Origin of the sequence: Kitasatospora sp. GAS204B, from assembly GCF_029892155.1 — a bacterium.
Taxonomy (GTDB): Bacteria; Actinomycetota; Actinomycetes; order Streptomycetales; family Streptomycetaceae; genus Kitasatospora.
The window spans coordinates 43,167-60,154 of record NZ_JARZAG010000007.1 but is presented as its reverse complement, the minus strand read 5'-3'; the positions used below and the strand labels follow the sequence as shown (position 1 = coordinate 60,154).

General features: G+C 73.5%; 12 protein-coding genes. 6 read left to right on the top strand and 6 right to left on the bottom strand.

All coding sequences use genetic code 11. The features are described from left to right. Positions 1-219 precede the first annotated feature (219 nt). The gene (locus P3T41_RS11535) at positions 220-1,092 is read right to left on the bottom strand and encodes a phosphatase PAP2 family protein (protein WP_280689595.1); all 873 of its coding nucleotides are present in this window, start codon (positions 1,090-1,092) and stop codon (positions 220-222) included. Between the two features lie 465 nt (positions 1,093-1,557). Here P3T41_RS11535 and P3T41_RS11530 point away from each other — a divergent pair, with 465 nt between their 5' ends. From P3T41_RS11530 to P3T41_RS11515, 4 genes are all read left to right on the top strand, one after another. Beyond that, positions 1,558-2,454 carry a sigma-70 family RNA polymerase sigma factor gene (locus tag P3T41_RS11530; protein ID WP_280689873.1) on the top strand — a complete coding sequence of 299 codons (897 nt, stop codon included), beginning with the start codon at positions 1,558-1,560 and terminating at the stop codon, positions 2,452-2,454. 335 nt (positions 2,455-2,789) lie between these two features. Next, on the top strand, positions 2,790-5,804 hold the full coding sequence (locus P3T41_RS11525; protein WP_280689594.1) for an AAA family ATPase: 3,015 nt from the start codon (positions 2,790-2,792) through the stop codon (positions 5,802-5,804). Positions 5,805-6,077: 273 nt separating this feature from the next. Then, positions 6,078-7,733 carry a S53 family peptidase gene (locus P3T41_RS11520; RefSeq protein WP_280689593.1) on the top strand — a complete coding sequence of 552 codons (1,656 nt, stop codon included), beginning with the start codon at positions 6,078-6,080 and terminating at the stop codon, positions 7,731-7,733. A 109-nt stretch (positions 7,734-7,842) separates the two neighbouring features. Then, complete coding sequence (locus P3T41_RS11515) at positions 7,843-8,070, top strand: hypothetical protein (protein WP_280689592.1); 228 nt, start codon at positions 7,843-7,845, stop codon at positions 8,068-8,070. Between the two features lie 43 nt (positions 8,071-8,113). Here P3T41_RS11515 and P3T41_RS11510 read toward each other — a convergent pair whose 3' ends face one another. The 4 genes from P3T41_RS11510 to P3T41_RS11495 all read right to left on the bottom strand — a co-directional run bounded on the left by P3T41_RS11510 (position 8,114) and on the right by P3T41_RS11495 (position 12,349). Further along, entirely contained in the window at positions 8,114-8,422 is a 309-nt protein-coding gene (locus P3T41_RS11510) for a hypothetical protein (protein ID WP_280689591.1), read from the bottom strand. Between the two features lie 215 nt (positions 8,423-8,637). Beyond that, on the bottom strand, positions 8,638-9,000 hold the full coding sequence (locus P3T41_RS11505) for an FmdB family zinc ribbon protein (RefSeq protein WP_280689590.1): 363 nt from the start codon (positions 8,998-9,000) through the stop codon (positions 8,638-8,640). Between the two features lie 124 nt (positions 9,001-9,124). Beyond that, positions 9,125-10,423: an MFS transporter gene (locus P3T41_RS11500; RefSeq protein WP_280689872.1), complete on the bottom strand. Its 1,299-nt coding sequence runs from the start codon at positions 10,421-10,423 to the stop codon at positions 9,125-9,127. Between the two features lie 441 nt (positions 10,424-10,864). Further along, positions 10,865-12,349 (bottom strand): potassium/proton antiporter, encoded by a 1,485-nt coding sequence (locus P3T41_RS11495; RefSeq protein ID WP_280689589.1) that lies wholly within the window; start codon positions 12,347-12,349, stop codon positions 10,865-10,867. A gap of 352 nt (positions 12,350-12,701) precedes the next feature. Between P3T41_RS11495 and P3T41_RS11490 the strand changes: the two genes are divergently transcribed. Further along, positions 12,702-15,440, top strand: coding sequence for a penicillin acylase family protein (locus P3T41_RS11490; protein WP_280689588.1), 2,739 nt, complete (start codon positions 12,702-12,704; stop codon positions 15,438-15,440). Here P3T41_RS11490 and P3T41_RS11485 read toward each other — a convergent pair. Continuing rightward, on the bottom strand, positions 15,424-16,035 hold the full coding sequence (locus P3T41_RS11485) for a 5-formyltetrahydrofolate cyclo-ligase (protein WP_280689587.1): 612 nt from the start codon (positions 16,033-16,035) through the stop codon (positions 15,424-15,426). The genes P3T41_RS11490 and P3T41_RS11485 overlap by 17 nt on opposite strands. Positions 16,036-16,116: 81 nt before the next feature. On the opposite strand from P3T41_RS11485, the gene P3T41_RS11480 reads away from it, so the two are divergent. Continuing rightward, positions 16,117-16,959 carry a GGDEF domain-containing protein gene (locus P3T41_RS11480; RefSeq protein WP_280689586.1) on the top strand — a complete coding sequence of 281 codons (843 nt, stop codon included), beginning with the start codon at positions 16,117-16,119 and terminating at the stop codon, positions 16,957-16,959. The last annotated feature ends 29 nt before the right edge of the window (positions 16,960-16,988 follow it).

Sequence of the window (16,988 nt, the reverse complement as noted above, 5' to 3'; positions counted from 1 at the left end):
CCCGGGCACTTACTGGGGAGTCCGGTGCCATGTGGTGGATCTCTCCGGTGTGCGAACCGGCCGTTTTCGGGGCGGTCGAGGTGTCCGGGAGTGATCGATTTGCCAGGCGATATACCGCTCAATGTCCAGGTTTGACCGGACTGGACCCGCACTGGGCGGACTCGGCCGACCCTGCCCGGTTACCTCCCGGGTGGCCGCAGACCACTCGTGTGAGGTATCTCACGACCCGTCAGGCGCGCGGGTTTCGAACCTGTCGTCGAACTCGCCGCCGAAGGTCCGCCCGAGCCGGTCCTGGTAGCGGTAGCCCTCGCCCGGGGCCAGCTCCGGGAACGGCACGACGGGGGCCAGCACGCTCTGCACCCGGGGTCTGGTCCGCCAGTCCACCCGCCGCACATCGCGCGACAGCGCGCCGGGCCGCCACAGCTCGACCGCGACCGTGGTCCCGCCGAGCACCGCGCCCGCCAGGAACCAGCCGCCGAGCACGTCGCTGGGCCAGTGCACGCCGAGTCCGATCCGGGTGAAGCCGACCGTGGCGCTGCTCAGCGCGGCCAGCGCGCAGCAGGCGATCCGGGTGGCGCGGTCGGCTCGCGGCCAGATCAGCGCGACCAGGGTGGCCGCCGTGATCGCCGAGGCCATCGCGTGTCCGGAGGGGAACGCGGCGCCGGCGGCGTGTGCCACCGGGTCGGGCCAGCTCGGACGGGCCCGGCCGACCAGCGCCTTGGCCGCCGCCTCGACGCCCCAGCCGACCAGCGCCTGGGCGGCGGTCCAGCCCGCCATGGTCCGGGCGCCGATCGCCCAGAGCCAGGCGGCGGCCAGTGCAAGCAGGGTGCGCATCACCAGCGGGCCGCCGAGCATGGTGGTGGTCTCCAGCGAGGCGGTCCACGCGGTGTGCTGGCGGGCGAAGTCGTGCAGTGCCGAGGTCCAGCCGTGGTCGAGCCGGGCCAGCGGGGACCAGCCGCCCTCGACCAGGGCGAGCAGCACGCCGAAGAGCACCAGGGCGCCCAGCGCGATCGCCGCGTAACGCGAGAGCCGGGTGCGCGGCGTGCGGCGCGGGTCCCACGCGGGACGGTCGGGGCTACTGGTCAGGTGCATGGCTGACACCTTCCCAGCGCGACGAGTAGATCTGATGGGTGGCGCATCGCGATTTGGCATCTTTTGTGCGGACCTGGTGCGGGGATCTCTCGCGACGCCCAGGGCGTTGCACGGATGACGGTGATCCGTCGTCGATCCCGTGCCGTACTCGACGCAGCGTAGGCGAACCCTCGCACGGCGTCGATATTCGGTGCCGGATCGCGCAGGGTACTGCATCTCCCGAAGAATCTGAGCGACTTGGGAATGTTGTCCGGAATCTGCTCGTTGGATTGTTACGTGCGAGGCCCCCGGGGTCCCGCATGGTGAGGAGGCGTGTCGTCGCCCCAACGCAGACCCTCGAGCCAGACCCGGGCATCCACCAGCAAGGGAGCAAGCATGGCCACCCGTGCCGTCGTTCGCGACAGGGCCGACCGGACTCGTACGGCCCGCCCGACCAACCTCGAGGCCGACCGCGACCTGGTCGGCATGTACCTCGACGAGATCGCCAGGACCCCCCTCCTCGATGCCGCCGAGGAGGTCGAGCTGTCGCTGCGCATCGAAGCCGGCGTCTACGCCCAACACCTGCTGGACGAGGCCGACGGCCACGGGGTCGCACTCCCCGAGGGCAGTTCCCGCGAGGAGTTGGAGGCGATAGCCGCCGACGCCGAGCGGGCGAAGGACGTCTTCATCCGTTCCAACCTGCGGCTGGTGGTCGCCGTCGCCCGGCGCTACCCGCGCAGCGGGCTGCCGTTGCTCGACCTGATCCAGGAGGGCAACGCCGGCCTGGTCCGCGCGGTGGAGAAGTTCGACTACGCCAAGGGATTCAAGTTCTCCACCTACGCGACCTGGTGGATCCGTCAGGCGATCACCCGCTCGATCGCCGACCAGTCCCGCACCATCCGCCTGCCCGTCCACCTGGTCGAGGAGTTGGGGCGGATCCGGCGGGTCCAGCGGGAGAAGTCCAAGGAGTTGGGCCGCGAGGCCGAGCCGTCCGAGATCGCGGCCGAGCTGGACACCACCGAGACCCGGATCAAGGACGTGCTCGACTGGGCTCGCGATCCGGTCAGCCTCAACATGGCGGTGGACGACGAGGGCGAGACCCAGTTCGGTGACCTGGTCGAGGACACCGGCGCGGTCTCCCCGGAGGACGCCGTGATGGTGATGCTCCGCCGCGAGGAGCTGGACGACCTGATCGGCCGGCTCGACGACCGCACCGCCTCGATCATCCGCTCCCGCTACGGCATGGAGGACGGCCGCGAGCGCACCCTGACCGAGGTGGGCAAGCAGCACGGCCTGACCCGCGAGCGGATCCGCCAGATCGAGAAGCATGCGCTGGCGGAGCTGAAGAAGATCGCCGGCCACGCCGGCTTCGAGGCCGCCTGACCGCAGGCCCACCGCGAGCCGGACGTTCAGCCGTCCGGCTCGGCACGACCGAGCCCGGACCCCGAGCCCGGACCCCGATCGCGGGGCCCGGGCTCGGTCATGCCGAGCGAGCTTCCCGGGGATCTCTTTGCGGTGGATCAACCGGCGTGAACTCCCGGTTTCGGTTGATCGTTCGTGCTGCCCCCCTTATTGACGGCGCGTCCGGGCCGGGTTGAGATGGACCGTCTTCGGGGGCGTGACGGGCAGCTTGCTGTCAGGTGCATGGCAAATAGGGAAACGGGGAGGTGGCTCGGCGGATGGGTGGGGGCGGGGGCAGGCCCGGGGGAGAGTCGGCATTGATCGGACGAGACGGTGAACTGCTCGCCGCCCGGGAGGCGTTGCGCACGGCCGGCGCGGTCCTGCTGAGCGGACCGGGCGGCATCGGTCGCACCGCCGTGGCCGCCGCGCTCGCGGCCGAGGCCGCCGACTGCGGGAGCACCGTGCTGCGCTGCACTCCGGTGCCGCCGGAACGCGATCTCCCGTACGTGGGCCTCGGCGACCTGCTGGCCGGGCTACCGGGCGGGCAACTCGACGCGTTGCTCGACGGCCTCCCGGCCGGGCCGGCCAGGGCTGCCCTGGATGCGGCTCTGCTGCGCGGGGCGGGGCCCGGCGGCGCGACGGATCGGCTGGCGCTCGGGCTCGGCCTGGTCGACCTGCTGCGCGCGCTGGCCGCACGGGCCGACCGCAGTGGACTGCTGCTCGTGCTGGACGGGCTGCAGTGGCTGGACGCCCCGACCACGCGGGCCCTGGGGTTCGCGCTGCGCCGGGCGGGGACGGGTGTGCGGGTGCTCGCGACCGCGCGCGACGACGCGGCACCGGCCGGTTGGTGGGAGCTCTGCCCACCGTCCACCGTCGAGGTGCGGCTGCCCCCGCTGACCCCGACCGCCGTCGCGCAGCTGCTGGCCCGCGACCTCGGCGGTCCGCTGCCGGTGGCGCTGCTCCGCGACGTCCAGTCGGTCGCGGCGGGCAACCCGGGGCACGCGCTCGAACTCGCCCGGTCCGGCTTCCGGCTCGGACTGCTCGGCCCGCACGGGGTGCCCCCGGCGCTGCGTGCCGCGATGCTGGCGCGCCTGTGCCCGTACGGCGCTGCGGAGCGCCGGCTGTTGCTGCTGGCCGCGGTCGCGGCCCGCCCGACCTTGGCGCTGCTGCGCGAGGCCGCGGGGTGCGAGCCGATCCGGCTGCTGGACGGTGCGCTGCGCGCGCGGGTGCTGGAACTGGTCGACCCGCCGCGGCCGGCCGCCCCGCCCGTGGGAGCGGGCGGACCCGAGGCCGGACCGCGGGCCGGCGAGCTGCGCTTCCGCGAACCCGTGCTGCGCGTGGTGCTGCTGGCCGAGGCCGGGCCGACCGAACTGGCCGCCGCCCGTAGCGCCTTGGCCGCCGCCACCGCCGACCCCGAGGAGCGGGCCCGGCTCGCCGCCCTGGCCCAGCTGGCTCCGCCCGACGCCCGCACCCTGGCCGAGGCGGCCCGCCGGGCCCACCGGCGGGGCGCTCCGGAAGAGGCCTACGGGCTGGCGCTGCTGGCCATCCGTCAGGGGGCGCACGATGCGGACCGGTTGACCGGACCGGTGGACCTGGCGGAGCCGGCGGTTCTGGTGGACGCGGCCGGATACGCCGCGGCTGCTGCCCGCTGGCCGGAGGCCCGGGCGCTGGCGCTTCGGGTGCTGGCTCCTCGGGCACCGGGGGACGTCGGGCGCTCCCCGGCGGCGGTCGTCCTGCGGACCCGGGCCCGCGTGGTGCTGCTCCGGTCGGCGGGGCAGGCGCCGGCCGGGCTGGGCGAGTTGATCGGGGAGGGCCTGGCCGAGGTCGGCACGGTCCGGTCGGCGCAGGAGCCGGCGGGGGCGGTCGGCTGGGCCGAGTCGGAGTTGCTCCGCTGGGCCGCCGACGGCCGGCTGCTGGCCGGAGACCCGGGCCCTGCGGCCACCGCGGCCGAAGCGGCGGTGGCCGCGGCCGTCCCGGGCGAGGCCGCCCAGCGGGTCGCGGCGCTGGGGACGCTCGCGGCGGTGCGGGCCGCTCGCGGCGAACTCCGTTCCGGGCGCCGGGCGTTGGCCGAGGCGGCCGCCCTGTTGCGCGGCGTGGCGGATCGCGGTGCGCGAAGCGGACTGCGGCTCGGCCTGCTCCGGGCCGAGCTGGCGCTGGACGATCCCGCCGCCCTCCGCACCGCGCTGGCGATAGCCGTCCCCGGCCACCCCGATGTCTCCGGCTCCGATGCCTCCGGCTCCGATGCACACGACGCCGATGCCCACGGCTTCGATGCGCCCGACCTTGCGGCGATCACCGCCCTCGGCCTGCGCTGCGCCGCCCACGCCCGGCTCGGTGACGCGGCGTCAGCCATGGCGGCGGCCGACCAGCTGCGGGAGGCCCTGGCCACTCTCGGCGAACCGCTGGCCGCCCCCGCATCCGCCCCCAGCCCCGCCCCCGCATCCGCCCCCAGCCCCGTCCACGGGCTCGCGCTGCACGCGGCGGCTCTGGCGGAGCTGACGGGCGGCAGTGCCGAGCGGGCCGGGGAGTTGGCGCGGCGGGCGGCGGCGGGTTGGGCCGCGGCCGGCGACCGCCTGCATCAGGTGCGGGCACTGGGGACGCTGGGAGAGTCCGGCCTGCTCCGTGGGGACGCGGCCGCCACGGCGGTCGGCGTGGAGGTGCTCCAGGAGGCCCGCCGGCTGAGCACGGCGGCGGGGTTCGCCGATCCGGCCGCGGTGCGCAGACTCGCGCTCCTCGCAGAGGGGTTGGCGGCCCTGGGGGAGCACGGCACGGCCGCGCAGGTGTTGCGGCAGGGGCACGATCTGACGCTTCGTTGGGAGGGCGGGCCGCAGCTCCCCGCCCGCGCGGCGCTGGACCGCGCCGCCGGGCTGGCACAGGCGGGCGTGGGCAACGGGCGGGCGGCGGTGGACCTGCTGCGGGCGGCGGCGGAGCGCCAGCGCGCGGCGGGGCTACCGCTGGAGGTGGCCCGGACCCTGCTCGCCCTCGGCTCGGTCGAGCGGCGCCTGCGGCACCGGCCGGGCGCCCGGGCCGTGTTGCTGGAGGCCCGGGAGCTCTGCGCGGACCGTACGGCCCACCCGCTGCTGGCTCGGGTGATGCGGGAGCTGGGGCGGCTGGACCAGGTGGCCGCCCTGCCGGGCGCGGACGGCGGACTGCTGACGGCCAGTGAGCAGCGGATGGCCGGCCTGGCGGCGGACGGTGCGACCAACCGCGAGGTGGCGGCCGCCCTCTTCGTGAGCGTCAAGACGGTGGAGGGCACGCTCTCCCGGGTCTACCGCAAGCTCGGTGTGCGCTCCCGCGCCGGCCTCGCCCGAGCCCTCGCAGCCGGCGGCTGAGCCCCCACGGCTCCCGCCGCCCCGCCGCCCCGCCGCCCACCACGACGGGGCGCGACGCCGGCGACACCCAGGGCGACACCCCGGGACGACACCCCAGGACGACACCCCAGGACACGATCGCGACACACAACCAGCAGGGGATACCCCTCTTTTGACGGTGGATCGACAAGCCTAGCGTGGAGCCATCCACTCCCCAGGCCTGGGCGCCGCAGCCGTCCGTACCCCCGGCAGCCGGCGCCCACGGTCGATCACCCCCGTCCCAGGAGGACCTCCGTGAAGTCCCGCATCAGGCCTGTCATCGGACTGCTCGCCGCCCCGCTGCCGATCATCGCGCTGGCCGCCACACCCGCGTTCGCCGTCCAGCCCGCCGCCCAGTCGCCCGCCGTGCTGCGCGGGGACGTGGTGGCAGCCGTCAGCCATTCCGCCCGGACCGGCGAGGTCCCGGCCGGCCAGCGGATATCCGTGGCGGTCAGCCTGGCGCAGCGGGACACCGCTGGGCTGGACGCCTTCCTCAACCGGGTGACCGACCCGAGTTCGCCCGACTACCAGCACTACCTGACGGTGGATCAGTTCGCCCAGCGGTACGGGGCGACCCCGGCGACGGTCGCCAAGGTCTCCGGCTACCTGGCGGGCCAGGGGCTGCAGGTCGGCCAGGTGACCGCCAACCGGCTCACCATCGAGGCCAGCGGCAGCGCGGCTCAGGTGCAGAAGGCCTTCGGCACCAGCCTCGCCACCTACTGGGACGGCCGGAGCGGGCGCAGCTACTACGCCAACTCCGGTGCTCCGGTGCTGCCCGCCGACATCGCCGCCGCGGTGACCGACGTGTCCGGTCTCAGCGACTTCACCAAGTACACCCACCCCGGCATCAGGTCGAGCGCCCAGGCCACCCCGGACGCCACCGCCAAGGCGCCCGCCGGGCTGAGCCCGACCAACGCGCAGGCCGCGTACAACCTCACGTCCGCCGTCAAGGCCGGCTACAACGGCACCGGGGCCACGGTGGGCCTGCTGGAGTTCTCCGGCTTCAAGCAGAGCGACGTGGCGGCCTACGACAAGGGGTTCGGCCTGACGCCCGGCGCCCCGACCGTGGTCAGTGCCGGTGGCGGCACCACCGACCTGTCCGGCCAGGACGAGGTCGACCTGGACATCGAGGTCGTGCAGGCCCTGGCGCCCGGCGCGACGATCAAGGTCTACGAAGCCCCGAACAGCGACGCCGGCGAGACCGCGATCTACAGCAAGCTGGTCAGCGACAACGTCCCGGTGATCTCGATCAGCTGGGGCACCTACGAGGCGGGTGAGACCCCGAGCAACCGGGTGGCCGTCGACGCCGACCTCAAGGAGGCCGCGGCGCAGGGCCAGTCGGTCTACGCGGCCTCCGGTGACAGCGGTTCGGACGACGCGGGCGACGGCGGCACCGCGGTCGACTTCCCGGCGGCCGACCCGTGGACCACGGGCACCGGCGGCACCACGCTCTCCCTCGGCTCCGGCGGCGCGTGGAAGGGCGAGAAGGCCTGGTCCGGCAGTGGCGGCGGAGTCTCCTCGTACTTCAACACGCCGAGCTACCAGTCGAACGCCAACACCGGGACCTACCGGGCGGTGCCGGACGTCGCCGCGAACGCCGACCCGGCCTCCGGCTGGGCCGTCTACACCGGCGGCGCGTGGGCCGAGTTCGGCGGGACCAGCGCGGCGGCCCCGAACTGGGCGGCCTTCACGGCGGTCTACAACAGCGAGGCCAAGGCCAAGGGCAAGCCCTCCTTCGGATTCGCGAACGGTCGGATCTACTCGCTGGCGGGCTCCAGCTCCTACTCCGCCGCCTTCCACGACGTGAAGTCCGGCAGCAACGGGGCCTACAGCGCGGGCACCGGCTACGACAAGGTGACGGGTTGGGGTTCCTACAACGGGGCCAACTTCCTGAAGGCCGAACTGGGCTGAGCGCCGACGCCCGCCGGTGAGTGGGCACCGCGGGGGGCCGGGCCGCCGCCCGGCCCCCCGCGGCGTTCTAGGCTGGACGGTGGGAACGGACCACACCGGAGGCGGCACGATGGCAGGACAGCACGAGCGGGACGGCCAGGGCGAGCAGGATCGCCTGCCCAGTCCGTCGACCGCCGCGAAGCCGGCCCCGGCCGCCCCCGCGAAGGCGGCCAAGCTCGTCTTCAAGGACCCGCTGAGCCGGCAGACGGCGGACGACACCGACGCCGGGTGGGGCGAATCCGAGGCCTCGCGCGGTCTCGACTGGTACCTGAGCCAGCGCCCCCCGCACCACGGCTAGCCGGCGGCTGACGGGCCGCGGCCGCTGAGTACCGCCGCCCCCGTCAGCGCCCCGCGGAGCACCGTGCCACCGCCGTCTGGGCAGGCGGCGACTGCGGGCCGGCCGGACCCGTCGGCGTCGGCGCACCGGGGCGCAGCGGACCGGCGGCGATCGCCGTGGCGGCGGCGAGCAGGCCGGTGACCAGCACGCCAGGTCGCTGGCGGACCGCCTGCTGAAGGCGGTCTCGCCCACCCCCGCCCCGCCGGATCGGCCGGAACTCCGGGACGGTCTGCCGCGGCGGCAGCGGGGACGGGCCGCGCGGCGGCGGCTGCTGCGCGCAGTGGCGGGGGGTGAGCGGCGCGGTCGTGGTCATGGGATCCACCCCTGTCGGTGCGGTCGAGCGGGCCCGTTCGGGCTTGCCGGACCAGCATCCGCGCCGCGCGGCACCGCCGACAGCACCCACCGAATTCCTGTGGACAACCCGGCACCTGTGGACAACTCAGAGCCCCCAGAACGCCGCAAGGCCCTTGCCGGCACCCGATCGGGGCGCCGGCAAGGGCCTTGCCGCAGAAGAACCTGGAAGCCGCGTCAGCTCGCCGAAGTCGACTTCGAGGACGATGACGTCGACGAGGACGTCGAAGAAGACGACGACGAGGAAGAAGACGACGAAGACGACGAGGAGCTCGAAGCCCCAGCCGAGCTCGAACCCGACCCGCCCGAGGACGGCGCGGCCGTCGTCGAGGACGAGGAGGACCCCACCGAGCTGGTGGAGGAGGAGCGGCTGTCGGTCCGGTAGAACCCGGAGCCCTTGAACACCACACCGACCGCCGAGAAGACCTTGCGCAGGCGTCCCTGGCAGTTCGGGCACACGGTCAGCGCCTCGTCGGTGAACTTCTGCACCGCCTCAAGGCCGTTGCCGCACTCGGTGCACTGGTACTGGTACGTGGGCACTTTGTCTTCCTCCTGGCACTCTCGCCTGATGAGTGCTAACGACGGTCCATGATGCGGCATTCCGCCTGTTCAGTCCAGCGCCGACATGTCGGAGCTGGACCAGCCCGCCGGCGACCGCGCCGGCTCAGTGCTCCGACACCCCGACGAGCGAGGTCACCGCACTGCCGCCCCTGGCAACGGTACGGCCCCGAGTGCCCGGAGCCTGCAGCAGCCGCCGCAACGTGACCAGCGCCACCAGCCCGAGCCCGGACCCGGCCAGCGGCACCAGGAATCCGGTCCACGGTCCGCCCGCGTCGATCAGCTGCCCGGCCACGGTCGAGCCGACCGCCAGGCCCAGACCGATCGCCCCGGTCAGCCAGGTGAAGGCCTCGGTCTTGGCGCCGTCCGCGACCAGGCTCTCGACCAGCGTGTAGCCGGTGATCAGGGTCGGCGCGATGGCCAGCCCGCAGACCAGTCCGGCCACCGCCAGGGTGGTCAGGCTGGGCATCGCCCAGAGCGTCGAGCAGCCGAGCACCAGCAGCGTGTAGCTGCCGAGCATCCGTTGCTGGGCCGAGCGCCGCCAGGCGACCAGCCCGTACAGCACGCCGGCCAGCATCGAGCCGCCGGCGAAGATCCCGTAGACGATGCCGCTCAGCCCGCCCTGCCCGGCCGCCTCGGCGGTGGCGGTGACGGAGATCTGCATGCCGCCGAAGACGCTGCCGACGCCGAGGAAGGTGCCGGCCAGCAGCCGGACGCCAGGCGAGGCCAGGGCCGAAGCCCGCCGGGCGCCGGGCTCGGGCAGGTGGCGGGCCGGGGCGGTGCGCCGCTGGGCGGCGAAGGCCAGCCCGCCGAAGAGGGTGAGCGCGGCCTCGGTGATCAGCGCGGCCGCCGGGGCCACGGTGGTGGCGATCGCACCGGCCAGCACCGGGCCGATGACGAAGGTGAACTCGTCGGTCACCGATTCGAAGGCGAAGGCGGTGCTGAGGTGGGCCGGCCGGTCGGCCAGCCGGCCCACCCACCGGGCCCGGACCATCGCGCCGATCTGCGGCACGGTGGCGCCGGCAGGCGTGGCGGCCAGGAAGAGCGTCCAGACCGGTGCGTGGCCCAGGGCCAGCGCGATCAGCGCGCCCACCGAGACCGCGTGCACCAGCACGCTCGGGACCAGCACCGCGGCCTGGCCGAAGCGGTCGGCCAGCCTGCCGGTCTGCGGCCCGACCAGGGCCTGGGCCACGGCGGCGACCGCCGCGACGGTGCCGGCGATGCCGTAGGAGCCGTTGGTGTCGCGGATCAGCAGCACGATGCCCAGGCTGAGCATGGCGTAGGGCAGGCGAGCGGCGAGGGCGGGGGCCAGGAAGGTCCACGCGCCGGGGGTGCGCAGCAGGGTGCCGTATCCGACGCGGGCGGGTGCGGCGGAGCTGTCCAGCGCGCCGGCACCGCCCGTCATGGCGGATTCGTCCAGCGCGCCGGGTCCGTCCAGCGCGGTGAGCGGGCCGGACGCGTCGACTGTCTCGACGCTGCCGGCCGTGTGGGCTCGGGGGTTGTCGACCGTTCGGCGGGCCGTCACGGTCGGTCCTTCCTGCTGCCTGGTAGCGCGGCCGGGAACGGGAAAGCCCCGACGGCGCCGAGAGTCGTCCTCTCGCGCGTCGACCGGGGTTGTTACCGGGTCCGGCTGGCCAGGCGGAAGCGGGGGGCCAGGAACTGCTGCGGACCGCGGCCGCCGAGCGGTCGCGCCAACTCTGCTTCAGGCAGATGTTGCGGGTGTCTGTAGATACCTCTGTGCCGGGTGCGCACGGGTGATGCGTACCCGCGGTCAGTCTACGGGGACGGGACGGCCTTGTCTACGCGCATAGAAAAGCGCCTCGCCAGAACAGGCGAGCCCCCGCCCTCACTTCCCCGCCAGCCACCCCGCCAGCTTTCCGCCCCGGTCCACCGCGCGCAGCCGCCGCTCGGTCGCCTCCTCGGCCGCCGTGGTGGTCACCACCAGCAGCTCGTCCTTCTCCCGCAGCACCGTCGTGCGGTCCGGTACGAAGCTGCTGCCCTCGCGCACCACCAGGGTCACCGCGGCCCCGGCGGGCAGCCGCAGCTCGCTCACCTCGACCCCGGACATCCGCGAGCCGGGTGCCAGCGAGACCGAGAGCAGGTGGCCGTGCAGATGCTCCAGCGGCGCCGACTCGATGCCGAGGTCCTGGCCGATCGCGCCCTCGGAGATCCGCAGCCGCTTGGCCAGCCAGGGCAGCGTCGGGCCCTGCACCAGCGTGAAGACGACCACCAGGATGAAGACGATGTTGAAGACGTCCTGGGCACGCGGCACGTCGGCCACCAGCGGGATGGTGGCCAGCACGATCGGCACCGCCCCGCGCAGCCCGGCCCAGCTGAGCAGCGCCTGTTCCTGCCAGGGCAGCTTGAACGGGGTGAGGGTCAGCAGCACCGAGAGCGGCCGGGCGATCAGCACCAGGACCAGCCCGATCACCAGCGCCGGGACCACCGCCGAGCCCATCGTGGCGGGCGTGCAGAGCAGGCCGAGCAGCACGAACATGCCGATCTGCCCGATCCAGGCCAGCCCGTCCGCGAAGCCGCGCACCGCCGGGCCGTGCGGCAGCTTGGCGTTGCCGAGCAGCACCGCGCTGACGTAGACGGCGAGGAAGCCCGAGCCGTGCAGCAGCGCGCCGCCCGCGTAGGCGAGCGAGGTCAGCGCCATCACCGCGATCGGGTACAGGCCGCTGGACGGCAGCGCGACGTGCCGCAGGCCGAGCGCGCCGAGCTTGCCGACCGCCAGGCCGACCGCGACGCCGATCGCCAGCTCGGCGAGGATCTTGCCGACCAGCACGTACCAGGAGTCGAACGGCCCGGTGGTGGCGAAGGCGACCACCAGGATCACCACCGGCGCGTCGTTGAACCCTGACTCCGCCTCCAGCAGACCGCTCAGCCGGCTCGGCAGCGGCACGGTGCGCAGCACCGAGAAGACCGCGGCCGCGTCGGTGGAGGAGACGATCGCGCCGAGCAGCAGCGACATCCGCCAGTCCAGGCCGACCAGCCAGTGCGCGCCGGCGGCGGTGGCGAAGACGCTGATCCCCACCCCGAAGGTGGCCAGCACGGTGGCGGCCGGCATCACCGGTTTGATCTCGCGCCAGCTGGTCTTCAGACCGCCCTCGGCCAGGATCACCACCAGGGCCGCGTAGCCGAGCACCTGGGTCAGCTCCGCGTTGTTGAAGGTGACGCCCAGTCCGTTCTGGCCGATCACCACGCCGATGCCGAGGTAGAGCAGCAGGCTGGGCAGGCCGGAGCGGGTGGAGAGGCGCACCGCTACCACGGCGACCAGCAGGACGACGGAGGATTCGAGCAGCAGCTTGTTCAGGTGGTCAACGGTCACGCAGGGGCACCTCAGGGTCGGGGGCGGCCTTCGAAGGTCGGCCGGCGGCGCGGGAGGGGTCACTGTGGTGGCACGAAACGCCCCGAACGGCCTCGTGGGCGGCCCGGAGCGGACTGGCGGACGACCATCCGCGGATGGTCACCGGATGGATCGTTAACCAGTCTAACATTTTACCTGATCTTTGACCTGGACGGGTGAGCCGTCCCCCTCACGCGGGCCCGGTAGGGTCCCTCTGGTTCCACCGTGGGTGTCCCCCGTGCGCTCGCGCCACCCGAGTCGTCCTAATGTGGTGAGCGGCCACGGCCCGACCCACCTCTGTGACGTTGCTCCGCTCTCTGCCGCTAGGACCCAGATGCCCCGCTCGCCCCGCTCTCCCAAGAAGTTCCGGCGCGCCCGTCTGATCGTGCTCGTGCTCGTCGTGCTCCTGGTGGCCGGCACCGGCGCCGGCGGGTGGTACGCGGTGCACACCGTGCAAGCCTCGTTGCCGCAGCTCAGCGGGACCGTCAAGGTCCCGGGCCTGGGGTCCTCGGTGGACGTCGAACGGGATGCCAACGGGATCCCGCAGGTCTACGCCGACACGCCCGCCGACCTGTTCAAGGCGCAGGGCTACGTCCAGGCGCAGGACCGGTTCTGGGAGATGGACGTCCGGCGGCACATCACCGCGGGCCGGCTCTCCGAGATGTTCGGCGCCGCCGACGTGAACGCCGACGCCTTCGTGCGCACCATGGGCTGGCGCAACGTCGCGCAGCAGGAGTACGACACCCAGCTCAGCCCGCAGACCAAGCAGTACCTGCAGGCCTACTCGGACGGTGTCAACGCCTGGCTGAGCCAGCACCCGGGCGGTGCCAGCGCCTCGCTGGAGTACACCCTGCTCGGCACAGTGCACAGCGGTTACAAGCCGGAGCAGTGGACCCCGGTCGACTCGGTCGCCTGGCTCAAGGCGATCGCCTGGAACCTCTCGGGCAACGTCCAGCAGGAGATCGACCGCTCGCTGCTGAGCCAGACCTTCACCCCGGACCAGCTCGCCCAGCTCTACCCGGACTACCCCTACACCCGCAACGGCACCATCGTGCCGACCGGCACCGTCGACGCCGGCGGTGGCTACCAGCCGCCGGCCGGCTCGACCAACCAGAGCGGCACCAAGCAGAGCGCGGCCGTCACCCAGGGCCTGCTGCAGAACGTCTCGGACCAGATGAGCTCGTTGCCCCAGCTGCTCGGCCCGCAGGGCTCGGGCATCGGCTCCAACTCCTGGGTGGTGGCGGGCACCAACACCACCACCGGCAAGCCGCTGATGGCCAACGACCCGCACCTGGGCCCCAGCATGCCCAACGACTGGTACCAGATGGGCCTGCACTGCCGGAGCGTCAGCACGAGCTGCCCGTTCGACGTGACCGGCTTCACCTACGCCGGGATGCCCGGGGTGATGATCGGTCACAACCAGAACATCTCCTGGGGCATGACCAACATGGGCGCCGACGTGGCGGACCTGTACCTGGAGAAGGTCACCGGGCCGAACACCTACCTGGTCAACGGAAACGACCAGCAGTTCGCCACCCGCCAGGAGACCATCAAGGTGGCCGGTGGCCCGGACCGGGTGATCACCGTACGGACCACCAACAACGGCCCGCTGATCTCCGACCAGAGCACCGAGCAGCAGCAGGTCGGCACCTACGCGCCGGTCGGCAACGCGGCGCCCGACCGCGGCACCACCGGCTACGGCGTGGCGCTGAAGTGGACCGGGCTCGACGAGGACAGCAAGAGCGGCCGGACCATGGACGCCATCCTCGGGTTCGACCAGGCGACCAACTGGAACGACTTCCGCGCCGCGGCCGCCAACTTCTCCGTCCCCGCGCAGAACCTGATCTACGCCGACACCCAGGGCAACATCGGCTACCAGGCCCCGGGCGTGATCCCGATCCGCGGCAAGGGCGACGGCAGCTACCCGGCCCCCGGCTGGGACTCCAGCTACAACTGGACGGGCTACATCCCGTTCAAGTCCCTGCCGTACGAGGAGAATCCCACCTCCGGCTACATCGTCACCGCCAACCAGCCGGTGGTCGACCCGTCCTACAAGTACCTGATCACCACGGACTGGGAGTACGGCACCCGGGCCAAGGAGATCACCGACCAGATCAACGCCAAGCTGGCCAACGGCGGCAAGATCTCGCCGGACGACATGCAGTCGATGCAGCTGGACAACACCAGCGTGATGGCCAAGACCCTGGTCCCGATGCTGCTCAAGGAGCAGATCAACGACCCGTACGTGCGCCAGGCGCAGGACCTGCTCAAGGACTGGAACTACAACCAGGACGCCGATTCGGCCGCCGCCGCCTACTACAACGGCGTCTGGCGCCAGCTGCTGATCCTGGCCTTCGGGCAGAAGTTCCCGGCCTCGGTCCGCGCGCAGGGCGACTGCCTGCTGGTCCAGCAGAAGGCGGACCCGAACCAGCCGGCCGGCACCGTGGGCGGCGAGACCCGGGTGGTGAACCAGTGCGGCACCCGCAACCCGAGCCAGGCGCAGCCGGACGGTGGTGACCAGTGGATGGAGGTGGTCCGCCAGCAGCTGGGCAACCCCAACAGCCCCTGGTGGAGCTACATCGACTCCAACCACCAGCAGCAGCACGGCCTGGACAACATCCTCAAGGAGGCGATGAAGGACGCCCGCCAGGACCTCACCGCCCACCTCGGCAAGGACGTCTCCACCTGGAGCTGGGGCCGGCTGCACCAGCTGAACCTCAAGAACCAGACGCTCGGCATCGACAACTCCGGGTTCCTCTCCGGCGTGATGCACCGGCTGCTCAACCGCGGCCCCGTCAACCTCGGCGGCGGCTCGGCGGCGGTCGACGCGGCGGGCTGGACGGCGGCCGAGGGCTACGACGTGGACTGGATCCCGTCGATGCGGATGGTGGTCGACCTGAGCGACTTCGACGCCTCGCGGTGGATCAACGTGGGCGGCGAGTCGGGGCACGCGTTCAGCCCCAACTACGACGACCAGACCGCGCTCTGGTCCCAGGGCAAGCTGCTGACCTGGGCCTACACCAGCAGCTCGGTGAACGCCGCGACGAAGAACAAGCTCACCCTGACCCCGTGACGCGAGGGTCGAACCGGTGCACGCCGGCCGGGGTGACGGCGGCGTGCACCGGTCGGTCGTGCGGCTCGGTGGGCAGCAGGTCCAGCAGCTCCGACTCGTAGAGCAGGGTGGCCAGCAGCGGCTCGGCGCCGAGCCGGGCCAGCCGGGCCAGCACCCGGTCGTAGGAGCCGCCGCCGCGGCCCAGCCGCAGTCCCCGCCGGTCCACCGCGAGACCGGGCAGCAGCACCAGGCCGGCCGTGGCGATCGCCGCCGGGCCGAGGGTCGGCGCCATCGGCTCCAGCAGGCCCCGGTCGGCCGGGGCGAGCCGCTCGCGGCCCTGGTAGGGCGCCCAGTCGAGGTCGTTGTCGGGCAGCAGCACCGGCAGCAGGACCGGTACGCCCCGCTCGCGCAGCAGGTCGAGCAGCGGCCCGGTGCCCGGCTCCGCGCCCACCGAGACGTAGGCGGCCACCGTGACGCCCCCGGGCAGCAGCGGCAGCGCCCGTTCGGCCAGCGCCAGCGCGGCCGCCGCCCGCCGTTCGGGGGACAGCGCGCGGCGTTCGGCCAGCAGGTGTGACCTCAGGGCGGCCTTGTCGTTGTACAAGGGATCGTCGGTCATGGCCGCTCCTCGGTGCGCGGGTGGTCCGCTGATCCTCTCGCAGGCCGATCCTCTGGTTACCCGTACCCGGCAGGGAGTCCGATGTCCACTGAGCTCCTGGTGCAGGCCGCCGCCCTGCTCAGCGCACCGCTGGCCGGGCTCAGCACGCTGCTCGCCGTGCGCCTGCGCCGCGCGGCCCGCTCGGCCGCCGCCCGCGAGAGCGGCCTGCGCGGACGGCTCGCCGAGTTGGAGCGCCGCTGCGCCGAGCTGGCGGACAGCGCGGTGCGCGATCCGCTGACCGGCGTGGCCAACCTCGACCTGCTCAAGCGCACCCTGGAGCGCGAGGTGGCGCGCTGCGGCCGCCGACCGCCCACCCAGCCGCAACGGGAGCTGGCCGTGGTGCTGCTGGAGGTCGAGGGGTTCGAGCTGGTCACCGCCGAGCAGGGGCGCGGCCGGGCCCAGGCGATCCTGCGCGACCTGGCCCAGCGGCTCAGCCTGGAGGTGCGCCGCACGGACACCTTGGGCCGGTACGGCGGCACCGAGTTCCTGGTGCTGCTGCCCGACACCGACCGGGCCGGCGCGGCCAAGGTCGCCGAGCGGCTCTGCTGGACGGTGCGCCGGCACCGGCTGCTCGACTGGTCCGGCACCCCCTGGTCCGCCGACCCGGCGCCGGGCAGCGGCAACGGCCTGCGCGCCACCGCCGGCATCGCGGTGCTGCCCGCCGACGGCAGCCACCCCGTGCCGCTGCTGCGCGCCGCCGACCGGGCGCTGGCCGCGGCCAAGCGGGTGGAGCGGGCGGAGCTCGCGGAGCGGGGCCGTACCCGGGCAATGAGCGCGGAAAGGCACGGTAACCTGTCGCCCTGTGCCGGTCCGGGCCCCATCGCCCAGGCCGGTGCCGCCCGTACTGTCGCTGCCGTGACCGGTGCTGACGAGGTCCACGCGTAGCCGATCGACCTCGCCACCGGTCAGGGCGG

What these genes read in the sequence shown, in the direction of transcription:
- P3T41_RS11480 (WP_280689586.1), top strand. Translation starts at nt 16,117, where the DNA reads ATGTCCACTGAGCTCCTGGTGCAGGCCGCCGCCCTGCTCAGCGCACCG.
- P3T41_RS11535 (WP_280689595.1), bottom strand. Translation starts at nt 1,092, where the DNA reads ATGCACCTGACCAGTAGCCCCGACCGTCCCGCGTGGGACCCGCGCCGC.
- P3T41_RS11500 (WP_280689872.1), bottom strand. Translation starts at nt 10,423, where the DNA reads ATGACGGGCGGTGCCGGCGCGCTGGACAGCTCCGCCGCACCCGCCCGC.
- P3T41_RS11510 (WP_280689591.1), bottom strand. Translation starts at nt 8,422, where the DNA reads ATGACCACGACCGCGCCGCTCACCCCCCGCCACTGCGCGCAGCAGCCG.
- P3T41_RS11485 (WP_280689587.1), bottom strand. Translation starts at nt 16,035, where the DNA reads ATGACCGACGATCCCTTGTACAACGACAAGGCCGCCCTGAGGTCACAC.
- P3T41_RS11530 (WP_280689873.1), top strand. Translation starts at nt 1,558, where the DNA reads ATGTACCTCGACGAGATCGCCAGGACCCCCCTCCTCGATGCCGCCGAG.
- P3T41_RS11515 (WP_280689592.1), top strand. Translation starts at nt 7,843, where the DNA reads ATGGCAGGACAGCACGAGCGGGACGGCCAGGGCGAGCAGGATCGCCTG.
- P3T41_RS11490 (WP_280689588.1), top strand. Translation starts at nt 12,702, where the DNA reads ATGCCCCGCTCGCCCCGCTCTCCCAAGAAGTTCCGGCGCGCCCGTCTG.